The organism is Pseudomonas fluorescens group sp. (genome assembly GCF_020093335.1).
GTDB lineage: Bacteria > Pseudomonadota > Gammaproteobacteria > Pseudomonadales > Pseudomonadaceae > Aquipseudomonas > Aquipseudomonas petroselini.
On record NZ_JAIOKW010000012.1, the window covers coordinates 122,266 to 146,029 of the forward strand.

A 23,764-nucleotide genomic window follows, 5' to 3' on the forward strand; every position below is an offset into this window, starting at 1 on the left:
ATTTGCCATGATCGGAATCGATAGGAACACCGGGGCAGCCGTCGATGACTGGCTGCAATTCGTGCAGCGCGCCACCCGAGCGCTGACCACCCCGCTGGGCACTCGGCAGAAACGCCCACTGTACGGCTCGATGATCCCGCAACTGCTCGGCCAGAACCTCGGCGACGACCTGTTGATCCTCGCCCAAAGCCACGCCGCGCAGGCGTTCTACAACGCCCAGAACGGCATCGTCGACTTTCAACCCCAGGTCATCGTCGCCACCCGCCAGGGCGCCGGTTTGTTGCTGCGTTTTGCCGGCACCTGGAAAAACCGCCAACAATCCTTCGAGGTCGTGACATGAGCATGTTGATCCCTGGCCAGAACCAACTGGCGGAACCGGCCCTCATCGCTGTCGATGAGTTCGAACCCTTGTTGGCCGAGTTCAAGGCCTTCGTGGTCGACTACGTCGCCATCCGCGCGCCGCAAAGCGCGGCCAAACTCAGGGTCAGCCTCGACAATGAAAGCGAACTGCTGACCCTGGCCCTGGAAGCGTTTTGCGTGCGCCTGCAAACCCACGAGCGCAAGTACAACGCCCGCATCAAACAGATGCTGGCGTGGTGGGCCACCGGCAGCAACCTGGATGCACGCCTGGCCGACATGGGCCTGGAGCGCCAGGTGCTCGACCCCGGTGACCCGGCCGCCTTCCCGCCGGTGCCGCCGGTGCTGGAAAGCGACGACGACGCCCGCCTGCGTTACTACCTGGCCCCACACGCCCCGGCGGCGGGTTCGCGCATGCAATATCGCCGCGAGGTGTTCACCCTGGGCGAGCGGCCGTCGGTCAAGGTGCAAAGCGCCACGCCGGGTGTGGTCACCGTCAGCTATACCTTTGACCCGGACGGCTATGCGGCTCAGGTCAAGGACGGCAACGGCCGACGCATCGCCCCCGGCGAGGTGATGGTCACTGTGCTTTCAAGAGACGGTGATGGCACCGCGTCTGCCGATTTGCTTGACGGCGTACGGCGACATTTCGCACGACCCGATGTAAGGCCGGAAACCGATCTCGTCACCGTCCAAGGAGCACAGATCCAGCGCTATAAAATTCGTGTGGTCGCCAAGATCAACGCCGGTCCTGATTCGGGGTTGACCCAAGTGGCTGCTCAGCAACTGCTGCAAACCTACGCCGACTCCTGCCATCGCCTGGAAGGCCGAGTCGACCCAAGCTGGATCGACTACGCCATCCACAGCGCCGGCGCCGCGCAACTGCAGATCCTCGAACCGCTGGAGCCGATCATCAGCTCGGCATTCCAGGCTCCGTACTGCACGGGCGTCGAGGTGGAGGTGCGTACGCTATGAGTGAACCCAAAGCGAGCCTGTTGCCTGCCAACAGCTCACCGCTGGAAAAGGCGTTGGACCTGGGCTTCGGCTATTTGCTGGAACGGGTGACGCCACCCTTCCCTCAACTGATGGACCCGGATCACACACCGGCGGCGTTCTTGCCCTACCTGGCAGCGGACCGCGCGGTGAACGAATGGAGCACCACGGCCCCCGAGGCCGAGAAGCGCCTGACCGTCAAACTCGCTTGGCCTACCGCACGGCAGGCCGGCACCCGCCAAGCCCTGGAAAACGCCGCCAAGGGCCTGCAACTCAGCCCCGAAGTGCGCGCCTGGTACGAGCAAAAACCGCCCGGCGTGCCCTACAGCTTTGCCGTACGCGCCTGGACCGAATTGCCCTACAGCGAAACCATCGACGCCCGACTCGACCGCCGCTTGGCCGACGCCAAAAGCGAGCGCGACATCCTGTCGATCTCCGTGGGCCTGAGCGCCTCCGGTCGCCACAGCATCGGCGCCGCCACGCTGTGCGGCGAACTCACCACGATCTATCCCAACGTGCTGGCAGGGGTCGAGGCCTCAGGGCGCGCCTTTATGGCGGCCGGCCTCTACACCGTCGAAACCACCACCCTTTATCCACAGGAGCACTAAATGGCTGACTATTACACCCTGCTCACCGACGCGGGGATCGCCTACGAAACCGCCTGCAAGGCTGCCGGCGTGCCGATCAAACTGGCGCAGATCTCCGTCGGCGACGGCAATGGCGCCGTCTATAACCCTGATGCCAGCGCAAAAGCGCTGAAACGCGAAGTCTGGCGCGGTCCGTTGAACGCTTTATTCCAGGATGAGAAAAACGCCAACTGGTTGATGGCCGAAGTCACCATCCCGTCGGATGTGGGCGGCTGGTATGTGCGCGAAGCCGGGTTGTGGACGGATACCGGTATTTTGTATGCCATCGTTAAATATCCGGAGTCGTACAAGCCGGTGTTGGCGACGTCGGGGTCGGGGAAGGAGTTTTATATTCGCTCGATTTTCGAGACGAGTAATGCGGCGATTGTGACGTTGTTGATTGATGACACGGTGGTGAAGGCGACTCGGGCTTGGGTGATGGATTATCTGGGTCGGCAGTTGGCTGAGGGAACGTATACCAAGGCTGAGATTGAGATGCTGATTGCTCAGTCTTCAGCGTTGCCTGTGGGGTCTATGGTTGCGTTTCCAATCGATAAAGTCCCGGTAGGGTTCCTGGAAATTGACGGTAGCGTGAAGAGTGCCACGGCCTATCCTGATTTGGCGAAGTTTCTGGGTACGGCCTTCAATAAGGGTGATGAGGGCGCGGGCAATTTCAGACTGCCAGAGTCGCGTGGGGAGTTTTTGCGTGGGTGGGATCATGGGCGTGGTGTGGATGCTGGGCGCTTAGCGGGTAGCTATCAAACTGACCAGTTCAAGAGTCATACGCATGAGTACGACACTATGCAGGGCGGAGGGGCAGCGAATAGTGTCTCCGACACGATAGCTGCTCAAAGTAACGCAACTTCGCAAACGGGTCATATTACTGGTGGGGCAGGCGGGAGTGAAACACGTCCGCGTAACTTGGCTGTGATGTGGTGCATCAAGGCTTGGAATGCGCCAATCAATCAGGGAAATATTGACGTTGCGGCGCTTGTTAGTGAACTTGATGTGTTGAAGTCTGCTGTTCCTGTGGGTTCAATCATTCCGTTTCTGAAAGCTGCTGTACCGCCGGGATATTTGGAACTGGACGGGAGCGTGCAAAGTATTGCGACTTACCCAGATCTGGCTGCGTACCTCGGCACCACTTTCAATACGGGTAGTGAGCCTGCTGGCTACTTTCGTTTGCCTGAGTCGCGTGGTGAGTTCTTGCGGGGATGGGACCATGGGCGTGGAATGGACGCCGGGCGAGAAGTTGGCAGTTGGCAGAAAGGCAGTATGGTTGCGGTTGATACCAACATACCTGCAACACAGACAATTGCGACAAACCTCGTTGACGCAGCTGCGGCAAGGATGCGAGGAGGGTATGACTCTGGTGATGTCGGGCTTTATTCTGGCATAACCCTGATGGGCGTGAACCCACAAGCTAATGTGGCGCTGCCCGGCAACATAGAGGTCACTTACGGAATCACACGTCCTAACAACCTAGCGGTAATGTGGTGCATCAAGGCTTGGAACGCCCCCATCAATCAGGGGCAGATAGACATTAGTGCACTGGCTCTTGAGGTTTCCAACCTGGCAAACATGGCTGACTTCACTGTTATTTATCCGGGAGGTGGTAACAAGACCAGTCCGGGAGGCGTGGCGACCAATAGTCGCTACATCGCGGCAAACCCTTTTCCTGGATATCACGTGTTTTGCACCGCGCAAGTTCTCTACAACGGAGAGTGGGCAAACCCTGAGTTTGGCGATCATTTCAGCGGCATAGGCGGGCCTGACCGTTACGGTCATGGTGTGCAAGCAAATCAGATGGGTAACTCGATTATTGTTCAAACGGGGGTTAACGGCCTCGTCTATCCGAATGCCTTGTCCGGTGCTCCGTTTTTGCTATCGGCAACGACTGGTGTTTCTCCGTTGCCTTGTCGTGTTCTTGTGTGGCGATTGAAGGGGGTGATTGCATGAACGTTTATGCAGCGTTGGGGAGTGGTTTTCAGCAGGTGGGAGGCGTTTGCCCAGAGGGCTGGGTGGTTATGCAGGGCGATCGCCCTTCTCCCATTCATATTGCCTCGCAGGAGGGTGTCTGGATTGTTCCTGTTCCTTCACCTGACGATATCCAAGTTGCCCTGAAGAACGCCGAAAGAACTTGGCGGGACAGCGTGCTGACGGCGGTTATATGGTTGCGTGAACGTCACCAAGACCAGCGGGAAATTGGCGGAGACACAGCATTGTCCGGCGAGCAATTCGCTGAGTTGTTGGCCTATATGCAGGCACTGCGCGACTGGCCCCAATCCCCCGACTTTCCGAATAGCGAACATCGACCGATAGCACCGGCCTGGATCGCTGGCCAAACCGAATAAACGCTCCGCGCCGACGGGGCGTTTTCTTTATCAATCTGAACACCCGCCGCCTTGAGCGGCTTTTTTGTGCCTGGAGATCCTACCTATGCCCACCCGCCAAACCTACACCGTCCTCATCCCATTCCCCACCGGCGCCGGCCATTGGTCCACCGTCGGTCAGGAATTGGAGTTGCTCGACGTTGAAGCATCCGCCCTGCGCACCGCTGGCCGTCTGGAACTCACCAGCGTCCTTAACGCCACCCCGGCCAAAAAGGCCACTACCAAGAAGGTTGACTAACCATGGCTGAGGTTCTGAACTTCGAGCACAACGGCATCACCGTGAATGCCACTGAATCTCCCGAGGCCATGGGTGGCCTGGGTGACAACGTGATTGGCCTGGTCGGCACTGCGCCGAAGGCCCATGCGTCGATCCCGAAAAACGCGCCGTTCCGTATCAACAGTTTCACCACCCAGGCACTGCTGGACCCCACCGGTACCGAGTCGGGCACGCTGTTCCACGCGGTCTACCAGATCCTCAAGGTGGTCAAGGTGCCAGTCTATGTGGTGATCGTGGAGGAGGGCGCGACCCCGGCGGATACCCTCAACAATGTAATCGGCGGTGATGAGCCGGTTACCGGTCGCAAGCTGGGCCTGGCTGCACTGGCCAGCGTGCCGGAAGACCTGACCATCATCGGGGCTCCGGGCTTCACCGGTACCAAGGCCGTGGCCGGCGAGTTCGCCTCGTTCGGCAAGCGCATCAAGGCCCGCGTGGTGCTGGACGGCAAAGACGCAAGCGTTGCCGACCAGGTGACCTACAGCGGCGAACTGGGCGGTGCCGACCTGGGCTTCGACCGTTGCCTGCTGGTGCACAACATGCCGTCGGTGTACTCCAAGGCGGCGAAGAAGAACGTGTTCCTCGCGCCATCGTCCCTGGCTATCGCGGCGCTGGCCAAGGTCAAGCAATGGGAAAGCCCGGGCAATCAGGTGACGTTCGCCGAGGACGTTTCCCGCGTGGTTGAGTACAACATCCTCGATACTTCGACCGAAGGCGACCTGCTCAACCGTTATGGCGTGAGCTACTACGCCCGCACCATTCTCGGCGGTTTCTCGCTGCTGGGTAACCGCTCCATCACCGGCAAGTTCATCAGCTACGTCGGCCTCGAAGACGCCATCAGCCGCAAGCTGGTCAAGGCCGGCCAGAAAGCCATGGCCAAGAACCTCACCAAGTCCTTCATGGACCAAGAGGTCAAGCGCATCAACGATTGGCTGCAAACCCTGGTCGCCGACGAAACCATCCCCGGCGGCAGCGTGTACCTGCACCCGGAGTTGAACAGTGTCGAGAAGTACAAGAACGGCACCTGGTTCATCGTCATCGACTACGGCCGCTACGCGCCAAACGAACACATGATTTATCAACTCAATGCCCGCGATGAAATCATCGAGCAGTTCCTGGAGGACGTTCTCTAATGTTTACCAACCGAGTCAGACAGGCCATTGCGGCCACCCTTCAAGGCCTGCCGTTGTCCGCGACAGTGGACTCCTTCACGCCGCCGAAGATCGAGTTCGAAATGGAAGCCATGACCGGCGGCCGTTTCATTGCCGAAGAAATGGCCAAGAGTGGCAAGCCTTTGACCGCCACCTTGATCCTGCAGGGTGCCGGCCCGGAAATCATGCTGGCCCTGGGCGTGCGCCTGGGCGATGACATCCTGCTCAACGTGCGTGAAGCCGGCCAGGACCAGGACGGCAAAACCTATTTCACCTACCACACCGTTGGCGGCAAGCTCAAATCCTTGAGCGAGGCGGCGATGGTGATGAATACCAAGGCCACCACCACGCTGGAGCTGTCCTGCCGCACCTACAACCGCCTGGAAAACGGCATTCCGGTGATCGACATCGACGTGCGCACCCAGAAGTTCGTGCTCAACGGCGTCGACATTCTCGGCGATGCCCGCCGCGCCGTGCTGATGCCGTAATCCCCCGGGGGCGGGTTCGCTCGCCCCCCTACTTCACCAAGGAGCTGCCCCATGGCCTGGATGCCACCGCTGCACCGCCTGCTCTCGCCGATCAACGCCGACACCGGCGCGACGATCGAACAGGTGCAACTCAAGCCGCTGTACTACGCCGCGCAAAAAGAAGCGCTGGCCCGGGCCGGTGATGACGAGGACGACCAGTTCTTCGAACTGGCGAAACTCGCCACCGGCCTGTCGGAAAAAGAGCTCGACCAACTCAAGCGCCCGGACTACGTGACCATTGCCCAATACGTACACGAGATGTCGACACGTCCCGCGTCGTTTTTCCTCGGCACGCCGGCGGAATCGGGCCACGACCAGCCCGTCCACTTGCTGCTGCCCCTCGATGCTGCCGGCTGTACCTTTACCGAGTTGTCCTTGGAAATGCCCGCCCTGCGCGCGACCAAGGTGATGAAGAAACTCGCCACCAACAAAGAACGCGCCGAGTTCATCACCGCTCACTGCAGTGGCTTGATGATCCCTGATCTTGCCGGCTTGACCGTACCCGACTGGACCGAACTGCAGGCGCGCATCGACGATTTTTTAAATCAACCGGCGGCCTTCTTTCGCAACGCGACATCGAAGTGATCCTCGATGTGGTGCCGCTGGTTTACTCGGTAACTGAAGCGGAGATCCTCGACTGGGATGCCGCCAAAGCATTGCGCCGCTACGACATCGCGATCACTCGCCTTGGGGTTAAACAGGAGTAGAGCGGGATGCAGGAAACTAAATATGGGATCAAGCTCGCCCAGGAGGACTTCCGCTGGATGATCGGCGAGGCCGATCTCGGCAATGTGCTCGCACCGTTTTCCACCCGTGCCGCGGCACCTGTGAGCCTGGAGGCTGCCTCGCAGCCACAGTTGGAGCTGCGCTCTACGCTGGTCACACTCAGTGTGGACATCAACGCCTTGACCCAAGAGCAAGTGCGACTGCGCGAGACGTTGGAGACGCTTAACAGTACGTTGTTCATCAACAGCGATTCCCTGGCGCCCAGGGCGGCTGATGTCGCCACGAGTGCGTTGAAAGATGAACCCAAGGCGCCCGCTGACGGGGCTGTGATGGGCATGGTCAAGGCCGTTGGCGGCGAATTGTGGGATGCGCTGAAAGGCAAGCTCGCAGACAAGGCCATTGATGGGCTCCTGGACCCGATCAGCAAGAAGGTCAAAGGTCGCAAAAAAATCGGTGGGGGTGGTTCAGGCCTACTTAACCTGTTCGGGCAAGCCCGCCAGGCCCTGGGTGGCTCGCCACCAGGCATTCAGTGGGGTGTGACCTCGCAAGGCTTTCAGTCCTTTGCCGGGGCAAGCGTCGCAGCGCCAAGGCTCAGCCTGCCAAATGGCCCCTCCGGTGCCTTGACCGATACCGTTGCCACACTCGGAACCGTCGGCATCCGGCGGCTCGCCCCCTTGAGAACCGCAGACGCCGCCCTGGACGTGATCCAGGGCGTGCGCCACGGCGATGCCAACGCCATCGGTTCCGGCCTGAGTACCGCCGGTGGAGCCTGGGCCGGCGCCTCTGCCGGCGCAGCCATCGGCACTCTGGTTTTACCCGGCGTAGGCACTGCCGTCGGCGGCGCGATCGGTGGTCTGCTGGGCAGTGAGGCGGGCGCCTGGTTGGGGGACAAACTGTTCGGTTCGAGTGATCGCTTGCCGTCACCGAACGCGGTCAGCAAAGAACTCAACCATGCACGCCCGGACAACGTTCAAGTCTCGATCGCCCCCAGTATCCAGATCACCGGGGTCAATCCTGCCGACGCCCAGCAGGTGGTCAACCAGGTTATCCAGGCCCTGCAATTCCAATGTGTGCCGATGCTCACCGATGCGTTGGGGATCCGGCGCAACGCGGCTTTGGCCGATCCAGGAGGTGATTGATGCGACAGCAAATGGTACTGGGCGCCTTTATTTTTGGCCTCTCCCGAGGGTTTGCCTATTCCACGTTGGCCCGTAGCAGCGATGGCGGCTGGAACGACCTGGCGATAATCGCCAGTAAGCCGCAGTCGCGGCAGAGCGGCCAGAAGCTGGAAAAACTTACGTTCAGTGGCACGGCCATGTACGGCATCGGTATGCAGCGACTGGATGAATTGCGCGCGCTGCAAAATCAGCGCACGCCGTTGCCGCTGGTGGATGGGATCGGCCGTAACTGGGGCTTGTGGCGGATCAACTCGGTGATGGAAACCCAGAACAATGTGATCGATGACGGCACCGCCATGGTCATGACCTGGAGCCTTGAGCTGGAGGAATTCGTCAATGCGTAGAGTGCGAAGTATCGCCGGTGATTCGGTCAACCTGCTGCTCTACCGCGAGCTTGGGCGTTGCGATGATGGCGCCGAAGAAACCTTGTGGCGCCTGAACCCGGACCTTGCCGAGTACGGGCCGGTGCTTCCGGCCGGTGTGTGGGTGAGCGTGCCTGAAATGCAATCGCGGCCGACTGCGTTGCAGCCTGTTCTGGCATGGGATTGAGGAGGTTTTATGGCACAGGGATTTACGCCGATCGTGGAGTTTTACGGCGCCAACGCGGCGTTGCTCAATCAACGCATCATGCATTGGAGTCACACTGACGCGGCGGGCATAGAGTCTGACCGGCTGGAACTGACGCTCAATATCGAAGGCCTTGAAGGCCTGCCAAGCTTGAGCGGCAAGGTCGGCATGCGCGTGGGTTACTCGGAGTCGGGGCTGGTAGAGAAGGGCGAGTTCGTCATCACCCAGCGAACCCCCGTGCTGTTTCCCATGCGCCTGATGATCGTGGCGACGGCCGCGCCTTTCAGCGTGGGCGACCCACACGGCTACCGTCAGCGTCGTTCCGCCAGTTACGGGCCTACCACGCTGGGGGCGCTGTTTCGGCAATTGGTCGGCCGGCATGGTTTTTCACCGCGTGTGGCGCCGTCGCTGGAGGGCATTCCGATTGCCCACATCGACCAATCCAACGAAAGCGATATGGCGTTTATCACGCGTCTGGCCAGGCGCTATAGCGCGGTGACCAAACCGTTCAACGAGCTGTATGTGCTGGCAGAGGCCGGGCAAGTCAAATCGCTGTCCCTTCAACAACTGCCGGAGGTGAAATTGTCCGTGACCCAGGACAACCGCCCCGGTGACCACGCCTTCATCACCGCCACGCTCAACGACAACGCGCGCTCCAAATACGGCGGCAGCCGTGTCACCTGGTGGGATGTTGCCGGGGGCAGGCAGCACGTGGTTGAGATCGGGGTCGCGCCGTTCAAGACCGTGCGCCAGCGGTGTCAGAACGAAGAAGAAGCGCGTGCCGTCGCCGAAGGTGAGTTGCGCCGTGTGGGGCGGGAGGGGCTGGAGCTGTTGATCGATTGCCCCGGCAACCCGTTGTTGGCCGCCGAAGGGCTGTTGCGCCTGGACGACACCTGGCCGGCGTATATGCAGGGGCAATGGTCGATAACCAAGGTCATCAATGTGGGCGACCCGGTGACGGGGTATCGCAGTTCGATCACGGCCGGTGGTTTGTCCACCTAGGGGATTTTCAAGGTGAGTGTGGTGGTGATAACTCAGCCTCAATTGATTCAAATCATGCCAGGAGCCCGCCGTGTAGCGGGCCTTTTTTTACCCGCGTTGAATGCGGCTTTCATTCGTTACGAAATCAACAGCGTGCAGCGTGCCGCTGCTTTTCTCGCGCAGATCGGCCACGAGTCCGGCGAACTGCACTACGTGCGCGAACTCGGCAGTGACGCCTATTTGAGCAAGTACGATACCGGTGCATTGGCTGCGCGCTTGGGCAACACGCCCGAGCCGGATGGCGATGGCCAAAAGTACCGAGGCCGCGGGCTGATCCAGATCACCGGTCGGCGCAATTACCTAGCTTGCAGCCAGGCGCTGTTCGGTGATGAACGATTATTGCGTGAGCCGGTGTTGCTGGAGCAACCCCAATGGGCTGCCGAGTCCGCCGCCTGGTTTTGGCAGAGCAATGGCCTGAACGAGCTGGCGGATAAGGATCAGTTCACCATCATCACGCGGCGTATCAACGGTGGGCTCAATGGCCTGGAAGACCGTTTGCGCTTGTGGGCGCGGGCGAAGGCGGTGTTATGCGCTTCTTAGGCGTATGCCGCCTCATCGGCGCGTGCTTGCTGGTGGCGCTGACCTGGCAGGTGCAGGCCTGGCGCCATGCTGCGCAGCTTGAACATGTGTTGATGGCGCAGGCGCAGGCGTTATCTGCGCAAAGCCAGGCAGCCTTGCATCAACAGCAGGCTGAACACGCCAAACGGCTGGCCCTTGAGCAACAGCTCAACGCCAGTGACCAACACCATGCGCGGGAGTTAAGCGATGCCCAACGTCACCAGGCTGCTCTGCGCGACCGCCTGGCCACTGCTGATGTGCGGTTGTCAGTCCTTCTCGACGCCACCGAGTCCACCAGTGGCTGCACAATGCCAGCCTCCGCCCCCGCCGGCAGCGTGGTTCATGCAGCCACGCGAGCCCGACTTGACCCGGCGCATGCTCAGCGAATTATCGGCATCACCGATGACGGAGACAACGCCCTGATTGCCTTGCGCGCCTGTCAGGCCTATGTGCGCGCGGTCGCCCGTTAATCTCTTGTTCCAGTCTGTCGCTTGCATGAGCGATTTGCTCCTGTAGGGTAGGCAAATCCCCGCCCACTTCTGGAGACGACCGTGAAGGAAATCACTCAATTGGCTGCCGAACTGGGTCGCCGCTTGCAGGTGCTCAATGCGCATGTCACCACGGCCGAGTCCTGCACCGGCGGCGGTATCGCGGAAGCCATCACGCGGGTCCCGGGAAGCTCGGCCTGGTTCGAGGCGGGTTACGTCACGTATTCCAACCGCCAGAAGACCCGGCAGTTGAATGTGCCGGAAACGTTGTTTCCAAAAGTCGGCGCGGTCAGCCAGGAAGTGGTGGAGGCGATGGTCCGTGGCGCACAGGAAAAAAGCCTCGCGCGATTTGCCGTAGCGGTCAGCGGCGTGGCGGGGCCGGACGGTGGTTCGCCGGACAAACCGGTGGGTACTGTATGGCTGGCCTTTGGCGTTGGTGACGAGCTGACGGCCGAGCTGCAGCACTTCCCCGGCAACCGCGACGAGGTCCGCCGACAAACGGTAAAGGCCGCGTTAGAGGGCTTGTTGCGACGAGCTGCAGCAGAAATAGAAAATCAGGGGTAGGCGATCTCTGATCTTTGTGGAACAATACTGTCTACTTATACAGGTGTTGGCCGCCCCGGCCTTATTGATTACGTGAGGACTTTAATGGACGACAACAAGAAGAAAGCCTTGGCTGCGGCCCTGGGTCAGATCGAACGTCAATTCGGCAAGGGTGCCGTAATGCGTATGGGCGATCACGACCGTCAGGCGATCCCGGCTATTTCCACTGGCTCTCTGGGTCTGGACATCGCGCTCGGCATTGGCGGCCTGCCAAAAGGCCGTATCGTTGAAATCTACGGTCCTGAATCTTCCGGTAAAACCACCTTGACCCTGTCGGTGATTGCCCAGGCGCAGAAAATGGGCGCCACCTGTGCGTTCGTCGACGCCGAGCACGCCCTCGACCCTGAATACGCCGGCAAACTGGGCGTCAATGTTGACGACCTGCTGGTTTCTCAGCCGGACACCGGTGAGCAAGCCCTGGAAATCACCGACATGCTGGTGCGCTCCAACGCCATCGACGTGATCGTGGTCGACTCCGTGGCAGCCCTGGTACCCAAGGCTGAAATCGAAGGCGAAATGGGTGACATGCATGTGGGCCTGCAAGCCCGTCTGATGTCCCAGGCGCTGCGTAAAATCACCGGTAACATCAAGAACGCCAACTGCCTGGTGATCTTCATCAACCAGATCCGTATGAAAATCGGCGTGATGTTCGGTAGCCCGGAAACCACCACCGGTGGTAACGCGCTGAAGTTCTACGCTTCGGTCCGTCTGGATATCCGTCGTACCGGCGCGGTGAAAGAAGGTGACGAGGTGGTGGGTAGCGAAACCCGCGTTAAAGTCGTGAAGAACAAAGTGGCACCGCCTTTCCGTCAGGCTGAGTTCCAGATTCTCTACGGCAAGGGTATCTACCTGAACGGCGAGATGATCGACCTGGGCGTGCTGCACGGTTTCGTCGAGAAATCCGGTGCCTGGTATGCCTACAACGGCAGCAAGATCGGCCAAGGCAAGGCCAACTCGGCCAAGTTCCTGGCGGACAACCCGGACATTGCTGCCACGCTTGAAAAGCAGATCCGCGACAAGCTGCTGACTGCAGCACCAGACGTGAAAGCTGCCGCCAACCGTGAACCGGTTGCAGAAGTTGAAGAAGCTGACACTGACATCTGAAGCAAACGATGACTGTTGTACTGGATACACTCGTCGCCGTTCGGCGCACCGCAATGGACCTGCTCGCTCGCCGCGAGCATGGTCGAGTCGAGCTGACGCGTAAATTGCGTCAGCGCGGCGCGGAGCCCGAGATGATCGAAACTGCCCTCGACCGCTTGACGGAAGAGGGGCTGCTTTCCGAGTCTCGTTACCTTGAAAGTTTTGTCTCCTACCGAGCCCGCTCCGGCTACGGCCCAGCGCGCATCCGTGAAGAGCTGAGCCAACGTGGTCTGCAACGTGCGGATATCGACCTTGCCCTGCGTGAGTGCGGTATCAGTTGGCAGGCGCAGCTGGAAGACACCTGGCGACGCAAGTTCTCTGGCCATCTTCCGATTGATGCCAGGGAGCGTGCGAAGCAGGGGCGATTCCTGAGTTATCGCGGGTTTTCGATGGAGATGATCAGCCGCTTGTTGAGCGGTCGAGATATGGACGACTGAGTATCTCGGTGTACAGGCCGTTGTGGTGAGCGGGCGTACCGTGGCTAAGGCGCTTGCTGTGGCAAGGGAGCTTTGTTGTGGCAAGGGAGCTAGCTGTGGCGAGGGAGCTTGTTGTGGCGAGGGAGCTTGCTCCCGCTGGGCTGCGAAGCAGCCCCATCACCATCACCCCCATCCCCCCCACTGAGCCCCCCCAAAAAAGACCCACTATGAAAATAGTGGGTCTTTTTTTTTGCCCTCAAAAAATCAAGCCGGCTCCGGTGCCACCCGCTGCTGCGCCTTCCCCTGAGCCTGCGCCCAGTTCTCCGGCAAGTTGATGTAATCCACCAACTCGCGCAACCGCCCCTGATCGCGACCATTGAAGTTGAACACCAACCGCGTCAAATGGCCGAACCTCGGCTCATCATGCTCCTCGCCGGTGTACGCAAGCTGCTGAAATTCCCCGCTCAACCGCAGGCTGGCAAACTCACTCTGCAGATGTGCCAATGCCCGGTCACTGAGTGGGTGATGCATGCGCACCACAAACTCCCGCTTCAACCAGCGTGTGGAGTGGAAGTTGGCATAAAACTGGTTGATCTCTTCAACCGCCTCTTCGGCGCTGTACACCAGGCGTACCAGCTTGAGGTCGGTAGGCAGGATGTAGCGGTTGGCTTCCAACTGGCTGCGGATAAAGTCCAGGGCGCCTTGCCAGAACCCGCCGCCTGGCGCGTCCAGCAGCACCACCGGCACCAGCGGGCTCTTGCCGGTCTGGATCAGTGTCAGTACTTCCAGCGCTTCATCCAGGGTGCCAAAACCACCCGGGCACAAGACCAATGCATCGGCTTCCTTGACGAAGAACAGCTTGCGGGTAAAGAAGAAGTGGAAAGACAGCAGGTTCTCCGTGCCATCGATGGTCGGGTTGGCATGCTGCTCAAACGGCAGCGTGATATTGAACCCCAAGCTATGTTCCAGGCCCGCGCCTTCGTGGGCGGCGGCCATGATGCCACCACCGCCGCCGGTGATCACCATCAGGTCCGAGCGCGCCAGTGCAGCGCCAACTTCTCGGGCCAGGGCGTACAGCGGGCTTTCCACCGGGGTGCGTGCCGAACCGAACACGGTGACCTTGCGTCGGCCCTTGAACTGTTCCAGCACGCGGAAGGCGTGGTCGAGTTCGCGGATGGCTTGCAGGGTGATTTTGGCGTTCCAGCGGTTGCGGTCGTCCTGGGCCATGCGCAGCACGGTGAGGATCATGTCGCGATACAGAGGGATATTAGGGCTGTTGGGAGCGATCAGCTGGAGTTGGGCTTCGACCTGCTGTGTAAGGTCGGCGCCGTTTTCTTCAAAATGCCGGAGCAGGCTGTCATTCGGTTCGTAAGGCATTCAACTTCTCCTTCTTCACAGAGGCGGGGCCTGCGGCGAGAAATTCGTCCGGCGGCCGCGACACTGCATATGTCGCTGCATGCCCAAGGCATTGCACATGTTCGCCAGGCGGCAAACGGGCTCTGTATGTTCCTTGTGATTTAAAAACCTTTGCACTGCACGTCGCAGGAGGGCAACCCTCTTTTGCCCTGAAAATGTTACAGAACGGCGTGAAAACCGTTGTTAACGGGTGGTTGGGATGGCTTGATCATGGGCCGAAAAACCCTTGGCTGGCAACCGCTTATTGGTCACTCATCAGGGAGTTTAGCCGCGCACAGGGCGTTGAAGCGGGGGGAGTGCGCGCCACCGGACAGCAGCGCGCGACGGTCAGGCCAAGGTTACTTTTTCTTCTTCGCCGCAGCCGGTGCCGGGCAATCCGCTTCGACGAACTTTACCGATGCCACAGGACGGTTGGTCTTGTTCTCGGTGATTTCGTAGCGCATTACCGCGCCCTTGGCCATCAGCTCGCGGTAGCCTTTGTTCAGGCACACGCTCTGGCCCAGTTGGAAATACACCGCCTTGGGGTTGGCGCGCATCTGTTCGGCGCGGTCGGGCAAGACGCTGAGGTGATCGATCAGCTGCATGCCTTCTACGGTGTAGGCGACTTCCAGGGTTTTTTCGTCGATTTCCCGGGGCAGGTCCTTGTTGCTCTCCGCCGCGACGCTTTGCAGCTTGCGGTTCATTTGGGCCTCCAGCAGCGAGGCCGCCTGGGCGCACACGGGCAATACCAGCGCGAGGGCGACGGATGGGGCGACAAAACGCAGCATGGAAGGCAGCATGAAACTCTCCTGATTCGGTTACTGGTGCATAGACCAGCCACTGCGCTGTGCGTTCAGTGGCGCGCAATTATAGGTGAGCCCCTGCCACTACAGCCAGGCGTATCGCTGGTAAACTGCGGCCACTTCCGCCTTCCACGAGTTTTTACCGTGTCGATTTACCCGTTCCCACGGCGCATCCGATGAGCCACGCCGTTTCCCGCCTGCGCACCCAGCGCCTGGCCCGCGCCGTCCGGCCGTTCCTCAACCGTGGTTCGCGTGCCGAGCGTTGCCCTGGCTGCCGGGTCATCCCTGAATACTGCCTGTGTGCCTGGCGGCCCAAGGTCGCGGCGAAATCCGCCATGTGCCTGCTGATGCATGACGTTGAGCCGATGAAACCCAGCAACACCGGCTGGCTGATCGCTGATGTCATCGACGACACCACGGCGTTCGCCTGGTCGCGTACCGAAGTTGACCCTGAATTGCTCACCTTGCTGGCCGACCCACAATGGCAGCCGTATATCGTGTTCCCCGGCGAATTCGTCGCGCCCGAGCGTGTCGTCAGCGAAGTGACGGTGGCAGAGGGCAAGCGCCCATTGTTCATCTTGCTCGATGGCACCTGGAGTGAGGCGCGCAAGATGTTCCGCAAAAGCCCCTACCTGGAGCACCTACCGGTACTCAGCCTGGCGCCGGAACAGCTGTCACGCTACAAACTGCGTCGTTCCAAGCGCGACGACCACTTCTGTACCGCCGAAGTCGCCGCCCTGTGCCTTGAGCTGGCGGATGACCAGGCCGCCTGCGAAGTACTCGACGCCTACCTGGACGTGTTCAGCACCCATTACCTGGCGGCCAAGTTCCAATTACCCCTGGACCCGACGGACATCGTCCATACTCGTCTTGCGCCCTATGTAACGGCGGTATAACCAGACGACGTTTGCATGATGGCACCCTAAACCCGCACGCCGCTAAAATGCCCATGGGCGTAGTGCTTGACCCCCCAGGCTACGCTGGGCATGCTGGGCGCCGATTGGGGTGCAACCGTGAATTTTTCGACGTCGTTCCAGGGGCTTTTGACGTTGAGCGTGCCCTGTGGCGATAGCTGCCTGGCTGTCGCCTTGTGTACTGGCGAACCCTGAACCCATCAGGGCTCCCATAAAAAACAGGATCATTTAATCAATGGCCACATACGAAATCCTGATAGCCGACGACCACCCGCTGTTTCGCAGCGCGCTGCACCAAGCAGTGACCCTGGGCCTTGGCCCGGACGTGCGCCTGGTCGAAGTGGCCAGCATTGCCGAGCTGGAAGCCCGCCTCACCGAAAAATCCGACTGGGACCTGGTGCTGCTCGATCTGAACATGCCCGGCGCCTACGGTTTCTCCGGGCTGGTGCTGTTGCGTGGGCAATACCCGCAGATCCCCGTGGTAATGGTCTCCGCCCAGGAAGAGGCCGATGTGGTGGTGCGCTCCAAGGAGTTTGGCGCCAGCGGTTTCATTCCCAAGTCCAGCGCGATGGAAGAGATCCAGAAAGCGGTGCGCGCCGTGCTGGATGGCGATGTGTCCTGGCCGCCGCAGGCGTTTGAAGAAATCAATGTGTCCGACGAGGCCAAGGCCGCCCGTGATGGCCTCGCCAGCCTGACGCCCCAGCAGTTCCGGGTGCTGACCATGGTCTGTGAGGGCTTGTTGAACAAGCAGATTGCCTACGAACTGAGCGTGTCGGAAGCGACGATCAAGGCCCATGTGACGGCGATTTTCCGCAAGCTGGGCGTGCGTACACGTACCCAGGCGGCGCTGCTCTTGCAACAACTTGAGTCAATTTCGCAGCACTAGGCGTTCACCGCTTCACGCTTTTTTGACTTTGCGTGATCTAGTTTCCCCACTCCTTTGGTTCAGTTGCCTATCTCTATGTCGCCTTTCAAGGGTCAAACCGGTATCAAACGTATTTTCAATGCAGGGGGATATTCCCTGGACGGCCTGCGCGCAGCGTTCACCGGCGAGGCGGCGTTCCGCCAACTGGTGCTGCTCAACGTGATCCTGATCCCGGTGAGCTTTTTCCTGAATGTCAGCCGGGTCGAGCGGGCCTTGCTGATCGCCGTGTGCCTGCTGGCGTTGATCGTCGAGTTGCTTAACTCGGCGGTGGAGGCGGCGATCGACCGCATCTCCCTGGACCGCCACCCACTGTCGAAAAACGCCAAGGACATGGGCAGCGCCGCCCAGTTCGTCGCGCTGACCATGATTACTCTGGTGTGGGCCGTGATCCTGGTCTGACCCTCAGGCAATGCTCGGCAGCACGATCTCGTCGCTGCGCTGGACCCCGGCGGTGAAGGCGCGGCACAGCTCCAGGAACTCGCGCATGGCCGAGGTCTGGTACTTCTGTTTATGCCAGATGAAGTAGAACTGCCGGGCCAGGTCCAGGTCCGGGGTTTCCACCGGCACCAGGCTGCCACGGCGGAATGCATCGCGCAGCGCCAGCCGCGAAATGCAGCCGATCCCCAACCCCGACTCCACCGCACGCTTGATTGCCTCGGTGTGTTCCAGCTCCAGACGAATATTCAGCGTGCTGCGGTGGTGGCGCATGGCTTGGTCGAACGTCAAGCGCGTGCCCGAACCCTGTTCACGCAGGATCCACGCTTCGTGGGTCAACTCATCCATGCTCGCCATGCCACGCTTGGCCAGATGATGCTGCGGCGCACAAAACACCACCAATTCATCCTCGACCCAGGTTTGCACCTCGATATCCGGGTGGCTGCAGTCGCCTTCGATTAGACCCAGGTCAATTTCGTAATGCGCGACCTGGTGCACGATATGGGCAGTGTTCTGCACATGCAGCTTCACCTGGCTCTCGGGGTGCTGTTGCATGAAGCTGCCGATCAGCAGGGTGGCCAAATAGTTGCCGATGGTGAGGGTAGCGCCGACCGCCAGGGAGCCAAAGCCGGACTTGCCGTTCAGCAGGTCCTCGATCTCCTTGGCCTGGTCCAGCAGCGCCACGGCCTGAGGCAGCAACTGGTGGCCGAGGGCGTTGAGGCTCAGGCGTTTACCGGCGCGGTCGAATAATTGGCAGCTGGATTGACGCTCCAGCTCAGTAATGGAAGTGCTGGCGGCGGATTGAGATAAGGCCAGAAGGCCAGCAGCGCGTGAGACGCTTTCCTGCTGGGCGACGGCGACGAAGACTTGCAGTTGACGGAGAGTAAATCGCATATCGATATAACCGATAACCCTTATCTTAATAATCCAGTTAACAGATATTGTCGCCGCCATTAGAATGCTGTGCAATTGCGCATCCACACCTTTGGCGCAGACCCATTTCCAGGAGTTCCCCGTACATGAGCAACATGAACCACGAGCGTGTCCTCAGTGTTCATCACTGGAACGACACTCTGTTCAGCTTCAAGTGCACCCGCGATCCGGGCCTGCGCTTCGAGAACGGTCAGTTCGTGATGATCGGCCTGCAACAGCCCAACGGCCGCCCGCTCATGCGCGCTTACTCCATTGCCAGCCCGAACTGGGAAGAGCATCTGGAGTTCTTCAGCATCAAGGTGCCGGATGGCCCGCTGACTTCCCAATTGCAGCACTTGAAGGAAGGCGACGAGATCATCATCAGCAAAAAACCGACAGGCACCCTGGTGCTTGACGATTTGAAGCCGGGCAAACACCTGTACCTGCTCAGCACCGGTACTGGCCTGGCGCCATTTATGAGCGTGATCCAGGACCCGGAAACCTACGAGCGGTTCGAAAAAGTGATCCTGTGCCACGGCGTGCGTTACGTCAACGAAGTCGCTTACCGCGAATTCATCACCGAGCACCTGCCGCAGAACGAATTCTTCGGCGAGGCCCTGCGTGACAAGTTGATCTACTACCCGACCGTGACCCGCGAGCCGTTCGAAAACGAAGGCCGCCTGACCGACCTGATGCGCAGCGGTAAGTTGTTCAGCGACATCGGCCTGCCGCCGATCAATCCTGAAGATGACCGCGCCATGCTGTGCGGCAGCCCAAGCATGCTGGACGAAACCAGCGAAGTGTTGAACAGCTTCGGTCTGAAGGTTTCGCCGCGCATGCGTGAGCCAGGTGATTACCTGATCGAGCGCGCATTCGTCGAGAAATAAACACCGGTCAAAAAAAATGTGGGAGGGGGCAAGCCCCCTCCCACATTTTGTTTCCGGTTTATTCAGTTAGCTGGCAGCACTTCAAGCACACAAATCACCCCAGCCTCCGGATAGTGCCAACGCACATCCACATCCCAGAATTGCGCACCGTATTCCCGCTCTGGTCCCGGTGTCTGGTACGCCGGCCGTGGATCCTGCGCCAAACACTGATCGATCAATTCCACCAGCGGCTCGCCAAGGCGTTGTGCATGGCCTTGTGCCTGTTGCAGGGCGGTCTTCAGCCACTGCACGGGGATCAACTGCGGCGCACCGCTGGCGATGTCATTGGTGGCCGTGTCGACGATGTCGGCATACGGCACATACGGCTTGATATCCAGCACCGGCGTGCCATCCAGCAAGTCGATCCCGGAAATCCACAACCGCCCCGGTTCCACCTTGTCCAGCTTCACCACCGACTGGCCAATGCCATTGGGTCGATGGGTCGCGCGCGTGGCAAACACGCCCATGGACGTGTTGCCGCCCAGGCGGGGAGGGCGCACTTTCAGGCGGGGTTTGTCTTCCAGCGCCTGGTGGAACAGGAACAGCAGCCATACATGGCTGACCTGTTCCAGGCCCTGCACCGCGTCACCGCCGTCGAACGGCGCCACCAGCTCCAACACACCACGGGCGGCGGGCGCCAGCTGTGGTTGGCGTGGGATGGCAAACTTCTCCTTGAAGCAGGAGCGCACGAACCCGACGGGCGAGACGTTGTAACTCATGGCTTACGCACGAACCCGCAGCGTCAGGCCCTTGAGGAAGTTACGCAGCAGCTGGTCGCCACAGGTCCGGTAGTTGGTGTGGCCGAACTTGCGGAACAGCGCGCTCAGCTCAGGCTTGGACACCGGAAACTCGGCGGCCTTGAGGATTGCATGCATGTCGTCTTCCTTCAGTTCGAAGGCCACGCGCAGTTTCTTGAGGATGATGTTGTTGGTCACCGGGGTCTCGATCGGCTGCGGCGGGCGGCTTTCGTCCTTGCCGCGCTTGAAGATCACCAGGCCATCGAGGAAGTGGGCCATGACCTCATCCGGGCAGAACACGAAGCCTTCTTCCTCATCTTTCTTGAGGTAGGTCAGCAGGTCTTCTTTGGTGACTTCCATGCCGCCGAGCTGGGTGATCTCGACCATCTTGTTGTCGCTGATGTCGAGCATGTAGCGCACGCTGCGCAGTACGTCATTGTGAATCATGGTGGGCAATCCTGGTTTTCAACGGTGGACACCGCCCAGGCAGGCGATGTCGATAATAGGGGAGCGGCTTAGAACTTCTCTTTGCCGGACAGGTACCGCCATTGGCCCACTGGCACTTTGCCGATGGACACGCCGCCGATGCGGATGCGGCGAATAGCGATAACCTTGAGGCCGACCGCTTCGCAGAACAGCGCGATGACACCCGGCTGCGGGTTCTTCATCGCAAAGCGCAGGCGGTTCTCGTTCTGCCAGCTGGCTTTGACCGCCGGCAGCTCTTTGCCTTTGTAGGTCAGGCCGTGGTTAAGGCGGTTGAGGCCGTGGGCAACCATGTCGCCTTCGACCTCCACCACATATTCCTGCTCGATCTTGGCGGCATCGGCGGTCAACTTGCGCAGAATCTTCCAGTCCTGGGTAAATACCAGCAGGCCGCTGGCCTTGGCTTGCAGGTCGGCGCTGGCGGTCAGGCGCAGGAAGTGGCCCTTGAGCGGGCGCTTGCTGAAGCGGTGCTCTTCGGACAGGGTCTCGGCGCTGATCGAGGCCATCGCCGTTTCTGCGTCCATACCTGCTGGCGCGTGCATCAGGATGGTCACCGGCTCGGGCACGGTGGCCTTCGCTTCGGGGTCGAGTTCGACTTTCTGGGTGGTGACCTTGAACTGCGGCTCGTCGATCACTTCACCGTCCACCGAGACCCAGCCGCCTTCAATGAACAGCTCAGCCTCCCGACGGGAGCAACCGACCAGTTCGATAAGGCGTTTGGAGAGGCGTATGGGGTCAGTCATGACAAGGGCCGTAACAAAAGGGGGCGGCTATTGTACCTGCCTGGCGCCGGTTAATCCCGGCCCCATTTCAGTGCTTTGTCTTTTTGTGGGCGCTGCGTTTCGTCAGCCACTGCGCTGTTGCTGCTGGCACAAACGCATACGCAGTAACGGATACGGCTGTCCCAGGCCATCATGCTCCGTGCGTCCGATCACCTCGAACCCCTGTTTGAGGTAAAAGCCCAGCGCCTGGGGGTTCTGCTCGTTCACTTCCAGCTCGTCGGCGTTCATATGCTCGATCGCATAGCGCAGCAATTGCCGGCCAAGGCCCTGGCCCCGGTATTTCGGGTCGATAAACAACATTTCGACTTTACCTGTGGCCACCCCGGCAAACCCGGTGATGCGTTGGTGCGAGTCTTTGGTGCAAATCAGCATCACCGTGTCCAGATAGTGAGTCAGCACCAGGTGCCTCAGGTGCTCGATGTAGCTATCCGGCAAAAAATCATGGGTCGCCCGCACGGAGGACTCCCATATTTCAGTCAGTTTTTGATAATCGCTGGTTTTAGGTGTGTGGATAACCGAATGCCGACGCATGCTCGCTGCCCCTGCCGATGATTGGCGATGGGCAAACGATAGACCTAAAAAAGCCCCACATCTTGATCAGATGCAGGGCTTTTTATGGGGTGGCCGATCAGTCGCGCTTTTCAGCCCACAGGTCGTATTCGTCGGCGTCGGTCACGGTGCACCAGACCTTGTCGCCCGGCTTCAGGCCGCTGGCGTCGTCGATAAACACGTTACCGTCGATTTCCGGCGCATCGAAGAAGCAACGGCCGACGGCGCCTTGCTCGTCGACTTCATCGATCAACACTTCGATTTCCTTGCCGATACGCAGCTGCAGACGCGCCGAGCTGATGGCCTGCTGGTGCGCCATGAAGCGCTCCCAGCGGTCCTGCTTGACGTCGTCCGGCACCACGGCCAGGTCCAGCAGGTTGGCCGGGGCACCTTCGACCGGCGAGTACTGGAAGCAGCCGACGCGGTCCAGTTGGGCTTCGGTCAGCCAGTCCAGCAGGTACTGGAAGTCTTCTTCGGTTTCGCCGGGGAAGCCGACGATGAAGGTCGAACGGATGATCAGTTCCGGGCAGATCTCGCGCCAGTTCTTGATGCGCGCCAGGGTTTTGTCTTCGAAGGCCGGGCGTTTCATGGCCTTGAGCACCTTCGGGCTGGCGTGCTGGAACGGGATGTCCAAGTACGGCAGGATCTTGCCGGCGGCCATCAGCGGAATCAGTTCGTCCACGTGCGGGTACGGGTAAACGTAGTGCAGGCGCACCCACACACCCAGGCTGCTGAGGGCTTCGCACAGTTCGGTCATGCGGGTTTTCACCGGCGCGCCGTTCCAGAAACCGGTGCGATACTTCACATCGACGCCGTAGGCGCTGGTGTCCTGGGAGATCACCAACAGCTCTTTGACGCCGGATTTGACCAGGCGCTGGGCCTCATCGAGCACGTCACCGACCGGACGGCTGACCAGCTTGCCGCGCATCGACGGGATGATGCAGAAGCTGCAACTGTGGTTGCAGCCTTCGGAAATCTTCAGGTACGCATAGTGGCGTGGGGTCAGCTTGATGCCTTGCGGCGGCACCAGGTCGATCAGCGGGTTGTGGTCCTGGCGCGGCGGCACTACATCGTGCACGGCGTTGACCACCTGCTCGTACTGCTGCGGGCCGGTCACCGCCAGCACGCTCGGGTGCACGTTGCGGATAGCGCCTTCTTCCACGCCCATGCAGCCGGTCACGATGACCTTGCCGTTTTCCTTGATGGCTTCGCCGATCACTTCCAGGGACTCTGCCTTGGCCGAGTCGATGAAGCCGCAAGTGTTGACCACCACCACGTCGGCGTCCTGGTAGGTGGACACAACGTCATAGCCTTCCATACGCAGTTGCGTGAGGATGCGCTCGGAGTCGACCAGAGCCTTCGGGCAACCCAGGGAAACAAAGCCAACCTTGGGGTTGGCTTTTGCGGTGGTGGTGGACATGTCTAACCTCGGTATTGAATGACGCCGCCAGTCGGGCACGACAGGGCTGCGGATGGGCACTTGGTGTGCCTCTGATCAAAAAGTGCGCAATTCTAGCGACGGGCAGCGCACTTGACCAGCTTTATGCAGGGAAATGCGACGAGCGCTGCAGTGGGTCATTCGCACGGACCTTACCCCGCTCTTAAACCCGGATGTCTTGCTCCGCGCGGTGCGAGACAACTTTAGACATGCCTACACCTAACGCCTGAAGCACTTTCAGGAGGGTGGAGAGCTTTGGATCGCCGCCGACAGCGATGGATCTGTAGAGATTTGCTCTATTTACCATTCAGTCAAGGGTGAACACTGTCCTGTGGCGAGGGAGCTTGCTCCCGTTGGGCTGCGTAGCAGTCCCTGCATTCTCAAACAATGTGCTGGAGCCGCTTCGCGGCCAACGGGAGCAAGC

General features: G+C 60.1%; 31 protein-coding genes and 1 pseudogene. 23 read left to right on the plus strand and 9 right to left on the minus strand.

Going from position 1 to position 23,764, the window contains the following annotated elements; genetic code table 11:
• The first annotated feature begins 7 nt into the window (after positions 1-7).
• The 19 genes from K7431_RS15390 to recX all read left to right on the plus strand — a co-directional run bounded on the left by K7431_RS15390 (position 8) and on the right by recX (position 13,062).
• Positions 8-340, plus strand: a complete 333-nt coding sequence (locus K7431_RS15390; protein ID WP_012722504.1) for a phage baseplate protein — start codon at positions 8-10, stop codon at positions 338-340.
• Positions 337-1,332 carry a baseplate J/gp47 family protein gene (locus K7431_RS15395; RefSeq protein ID WP_043204864.1) on the plus strand — a complete coding sequence of 332 codons (996 nt, stop codon included), beginning with the start codon at positions 337-339 and terminating at the stop codon, positions 1,330-1,332. Before K7431_RS15390 ends, K7431_RS15395 begins: the two co-directional genes overlap by 4 nt.
• Entirely contained in the window at positions 1,329-1,958 is a 630-nt protein-coding gene (locus K7431_RS15400) for a phage tail protein I (protein ID WP_012722506.1), read from the plus strand. The genes K7431_RS15395 and K7431_RS15400 overlap by 4 nt, the downstream gene beginning before the upstream one ends.
• On the plus strand, positions 1,959-3,935 hold the full coding sequence (locus K7431_RS15405) for a phage tail-collar fiber domain-containing protein (RefSeq protein WP_012722507.1): 1,977 nt from the start codon (positions 1,959-1,961) through the stop codon (positions 3,933-3,935).
• A complete protein-coding gene (locus tag K7431_RS15410; protein ID WP_012722508.1) occupies positions 3,932-4,330 on the plus strand; it encodes a putative phage-like protein in 399 nt (132 codons plus the stop codon). Before K7431_RS15405 ends, K7431_RS15410 begins: the two co-directional genes overlap by 4 nt.
• 85 nt (positions 4,331-4,415) lie before the next feature.
• Positions 4,416-4,607 carry a hypothetical protein gene (locus K7431_RS15415; protein ID WP_043204866.1) on the plus strand — a complete coding sequence of 64 codons (192 nt, stop codon included), beginning with the start codon at positions 4,416-4,418 and terminating at the stop codon, positions 4,605-4,607.
• Between the two features lie 2 nt (positions 4,608-4,609).
• Complete coding sequence (locus tag K7431_RS15420) at positions 4,610-5,776, plus strand: tail protein (protein ID WP_012722510.1); 1,167 nt, start codon at positions 4,610-4,612, stop codon at positions 5,774-5,776.
• Entirely contained in the window at positions 5,776-6,282 is a 507-nt protein-coding gene (locus tag K7431_RS15425; protein WP_012722511.1) for a phage major tail tube protein, read from the plus strand. Before K7431_RS15420 ends, K7431_RS15425 begins: the two co-directional genes overlap by 1 nt.
• Positions 6,283-6,333: 51 nt before the next feature.
• A complete protein-coding gene (locus K7431_RS15430; RefSeq protein ID WP_012722512.1) occupies positions 6,334-6,906 on the plus strand; it encodes a phage tail assembly protein in 573 nt (190 codons plus the stop codon).
• A complete protein-coding gene (locus tag K7431_RS30885; RefSeq protein ID WP_012722513.1) occupies positions 6,903-7,028 on the plus strand; it encodes a hypothetical protein in 126 nt (41 codons plus the stop codon). Before K7431_RS15430 ends, K7431_RS30885 begins: the two co-directional genes overlap by 4 nt.
• A gap of 6 nt (positions 7,029-7,034) precedes the next feature.
• Positions 7,035-8,186: a glycine zipper domain-containing protein gene (locus K7431_RS15435; RefSeq protein WP_012722514.1), complete on the plus strand. Its 1,152-nt coding sequence runs from the start codon at positions 7,035-7,037 to the stop codon at positions 8,184-8,186.
• A complete protein-coding gene (locus K7431_RS15440; RefSeq protein WP_043204869.1) occupies positions 8,186-8,569 on the plus strand; it encodes a phage tail protein in 384 nt (127 codons plus the stop codon). Before K7431_RS15435 ends, K7431_RS15440 begins: the two co-directional genes overlap by 1 nt.
• Positions 8,562-8,774 carry a tail protein X gene (locus K7431_RS15445; RefSeq protein WP_012722516.1) on the plus strand — a complete coding sequence of 71 codons (213 nt, stop codon included), beginning with the start codon at positions 8,562-8,564 and terminating at the stop codon, positions 8,772-8,774. Before K7431_RS15440 ends, K7431_RS15445 begins: the two co-directional genes overlap by 8 nt.
• A gap of 9 nt (positions 8,775-8,783) precedes the next feature.
• The gene (locus K7431_RS15450; protein WP_012722517.1) at positions 8,784-9,794 is read left to right on the plus strand and encodes a contractile injection system protein, VgrG/Pvc8 family; all 1,011 of its coding nucleotides are present in this window, start codon (positions 8,784-8,786) and stop codon (positions 9,792-9,794) included.
• A 21-nt stretch (positions 9,795-9,815) separates the two neighbouring features.
• On the plus strand, positions 9,816-10,373 hold the full coding sequence (locus K7431_RS15455) for a glycoside hydrolase family 19 protein (protein WP_043204870.1): 558 nt from the start codon (positions 9,816-9,818) through the stop codon (positions 10,371-10,373).
• On the plus strand, positions 10,361-10,861 hold the full coding sequence (locus K7431_RS15460; RefSeq protein WP_012722519.1) for a lysis system i-spanin subunit Rz: 501 nt from the start codon (positions 10,361-10,363) through the stop codon (positions 10,859-10,861). Before K7431_RS15455 ends, K7431_RS15460 begins: the two co-directional genes overlap by 13 nt.
• Before the next feature lie 81 nt (positions 10,862-10,942).
• Positions 10,943-11,443, plus strand: a complete 501-nt coding sequence (locus tag K7431_RS15465) for a CinA family protein (protein ID WP_012722520.1) — start codon at positions 10,943-10,945, stop codon at positions 11,441-11,443.
• Positions 11,444-11,527: 84 nt separating this feature from the next.
• Positions 11,528-12,586: a recombinase RecA gene (recA, locus tag K7431_RS15470; RefSeq protein WP_012722521.1), complete on the plus strand. Its 1,059-nt coding sequence runs from the start codon at positions 11,528-11,530 to the stop codon at positions 12,584-12,586.
• Positions 12,587-12,594: 8 nt separating this feature from the next.
• A complete protein-coding gene (gene recX, locus K7431_RS15475) occupies positions 12,595-13,062 on the plus strand; it encodes a recombination regulator RecX (protein ID WP_012722522.1) in 468 nt (155 codons plus the stop codon).
• 243 nt (positions 13,063-13,305) lie between these two features.
• Here the strand turns inward: recX and K7431_RS15480 are convergent, their stop codons facing one another.
• Positions 13,306-14,418, minus strand: coding sequence for a TIGR00730 family Rossman fold protein (locus K7431_RS15480; protein WP_012722523.1), 1,113 nt, complete (start codon positions 14,416-14,418; stop codon positions 13,306-13,308).
• Between the two features lie 377 nt (positions 14,419-14,795).
• Entirely contained in the window at positions 14,796-15,236 is a 441-nt protein-coding gene (locus tag K7431_RS15485) for a PA3611 family quorum-sensing-regulated virulence factor (RefSeq protein WP_043204871.1), read from the minus strand.
• Positions 15,237-15,415: 179 nt separating this feature from the next.
• Here K7431_RS15485 and K7431_RS15490 point away from each other — a divergent pair, with 179 nt between their 5' ends.
• The 3 genes from K7431_RS15490 (at position 15,416) to K7431_RS15500 (ending at position 17,477) form a co-directional block, all read left to right on the plus strand.
• Entirely contained in the window at positions 15,416-16,135 is a 720-nt protein-coding gene (locus tag K7431_RS15490) for a tRNA-uridine aminocarboxypropyltransferase (RefSeq protein WP_012722525.1), read from the plus strand.
• A 253-nt stretch (positions 16,136-16,388) separates the two neighbouring features.
• Complete coding sequence (erdR, locus tag K7431_RS15495; RefSeq protein WP_012722526.1) at positions 16,389-17,039, plus strand: response regulator transcription factor ErdR; 651 nt, start codon at positions 16,389-16,391, stop codon at positions 17,037-17,039.
• 69 nt (positions 17,040-17,108) lie between these two features.
• Entirely contained in the window at positions 17,109-17,477 is a 369-nt protein-coding gene (locus K7431_RS15500) for a diacylglycerol kinase (protein ID WP_173390397.1), read from the plus strand.
• A gap of 3 nt (positions 17,478-17,480) precedes the next feature.
• Here K7431_RS15500 and K7431_RS15505 read toward each other — a convergent pair whose 3' ends face one another.
• Positions 17,481-18,407, minus strand: a complete 927-nt coding sequence (locus tag K7431_RS15505) for a LysR family transcriptional regulator (protein WP_012722528.1) — start codon at positions 18,405-18,407, stop codon at positions 17,481-17,483.
• A 125-nt stretch (positions 18,408-18,532) separates the two neighbouring features.
• Here K7431_RS15505 and fpr point away from each other — a divergent pair, with 125 nt between their 5' ends.
• Positions 18,533-19,312, plus strand: coding sequence for a ferredoxin-NADP reductase (fpr, locus tag K7431_RS15510; RefSeq protein ID WP_003189055.1), 780 nt, complete (start codon positions 18,533-18,535; stop codon positions 19,310-19,312).
• A gap of 62 nt (positions 19,313-19,374) precedes the next feature.
• Here the strand turns inward: fpr and tsaA are convergent, their stop codons facing one another.
• The 6 genes and pseudogenes from tsaA to K7431_RS15540 all read right to left on the minus strand — a co-directional run.
• Positions 19,375-20,070: a tRNA (N6-threonylcarbamoyladenosine(37)-N6)-methyltransferase TrmO gene (gene tsaA / locus K7431_RS15515; protein ID WP_012722529.1), complete on the minus strand. Its 696-nt coding sequence runs from the start codon at positions 20,068-20,070 to the stop codon at positions 19,375-19,377.
• Between the two features lie 3 nt (positions 20,071-20,073).
• Positions 20,074-20,535, minus strand: coding sequence for a DUF1456 family protein (locus tag K7431_RS15520; protein WP_012722530.1), 462 nt, complete (start codon positions 20,533-20,535; stop codon positions 20,074-20,076).
• Positions 20,536-20,603: 68 nt separating this feature from the next.
• Positions 20,604-21,314 (minus strand): rRNA pseudouridine synthase, encoded by a 711-nt coding sequence (locus K7431_RS15525; RefSeq protein WP_012722531.1) that lies wholly within the window; start codon positions 21,312-21,314, stop codon positions 20,604-20,606.
• Between the two features lie 102 nt (positions 21,315-21,416).
• Entirely contained in the window at positions 21,417-21,884 is a 468-nt protein-coding gene (locus K7431_RS15530; protein ID WP_012722532.1) for a GNAT family N-acetyltransferase, read from the minus strand.
• A 97-nt stretch (positions 21,885-21,981) separates the two neighbouring features.
• Complete coding sequence (rimO, locus tag K7431_RS15535) at positions 21,982-23,322, minus strand: 30S ribosomal protein S12 methylthiotransferase RimO (RefSeq protein ID WP_012722533.1); 1,341 nt, start codon at positions 23,320-23,322, stop codon at positions 21,982-21,984.
• A gap of 181 nt (positions 23,323-23,503) precedes the next feature.
• Positions 23,504-23,638: pseudogene (locus K7431_RS15540) on the minus strand (DNA-binding protein); the annotation flags it as partial.
• Positions 23,639-23,764: the final 126 nt, after the last annotated feature.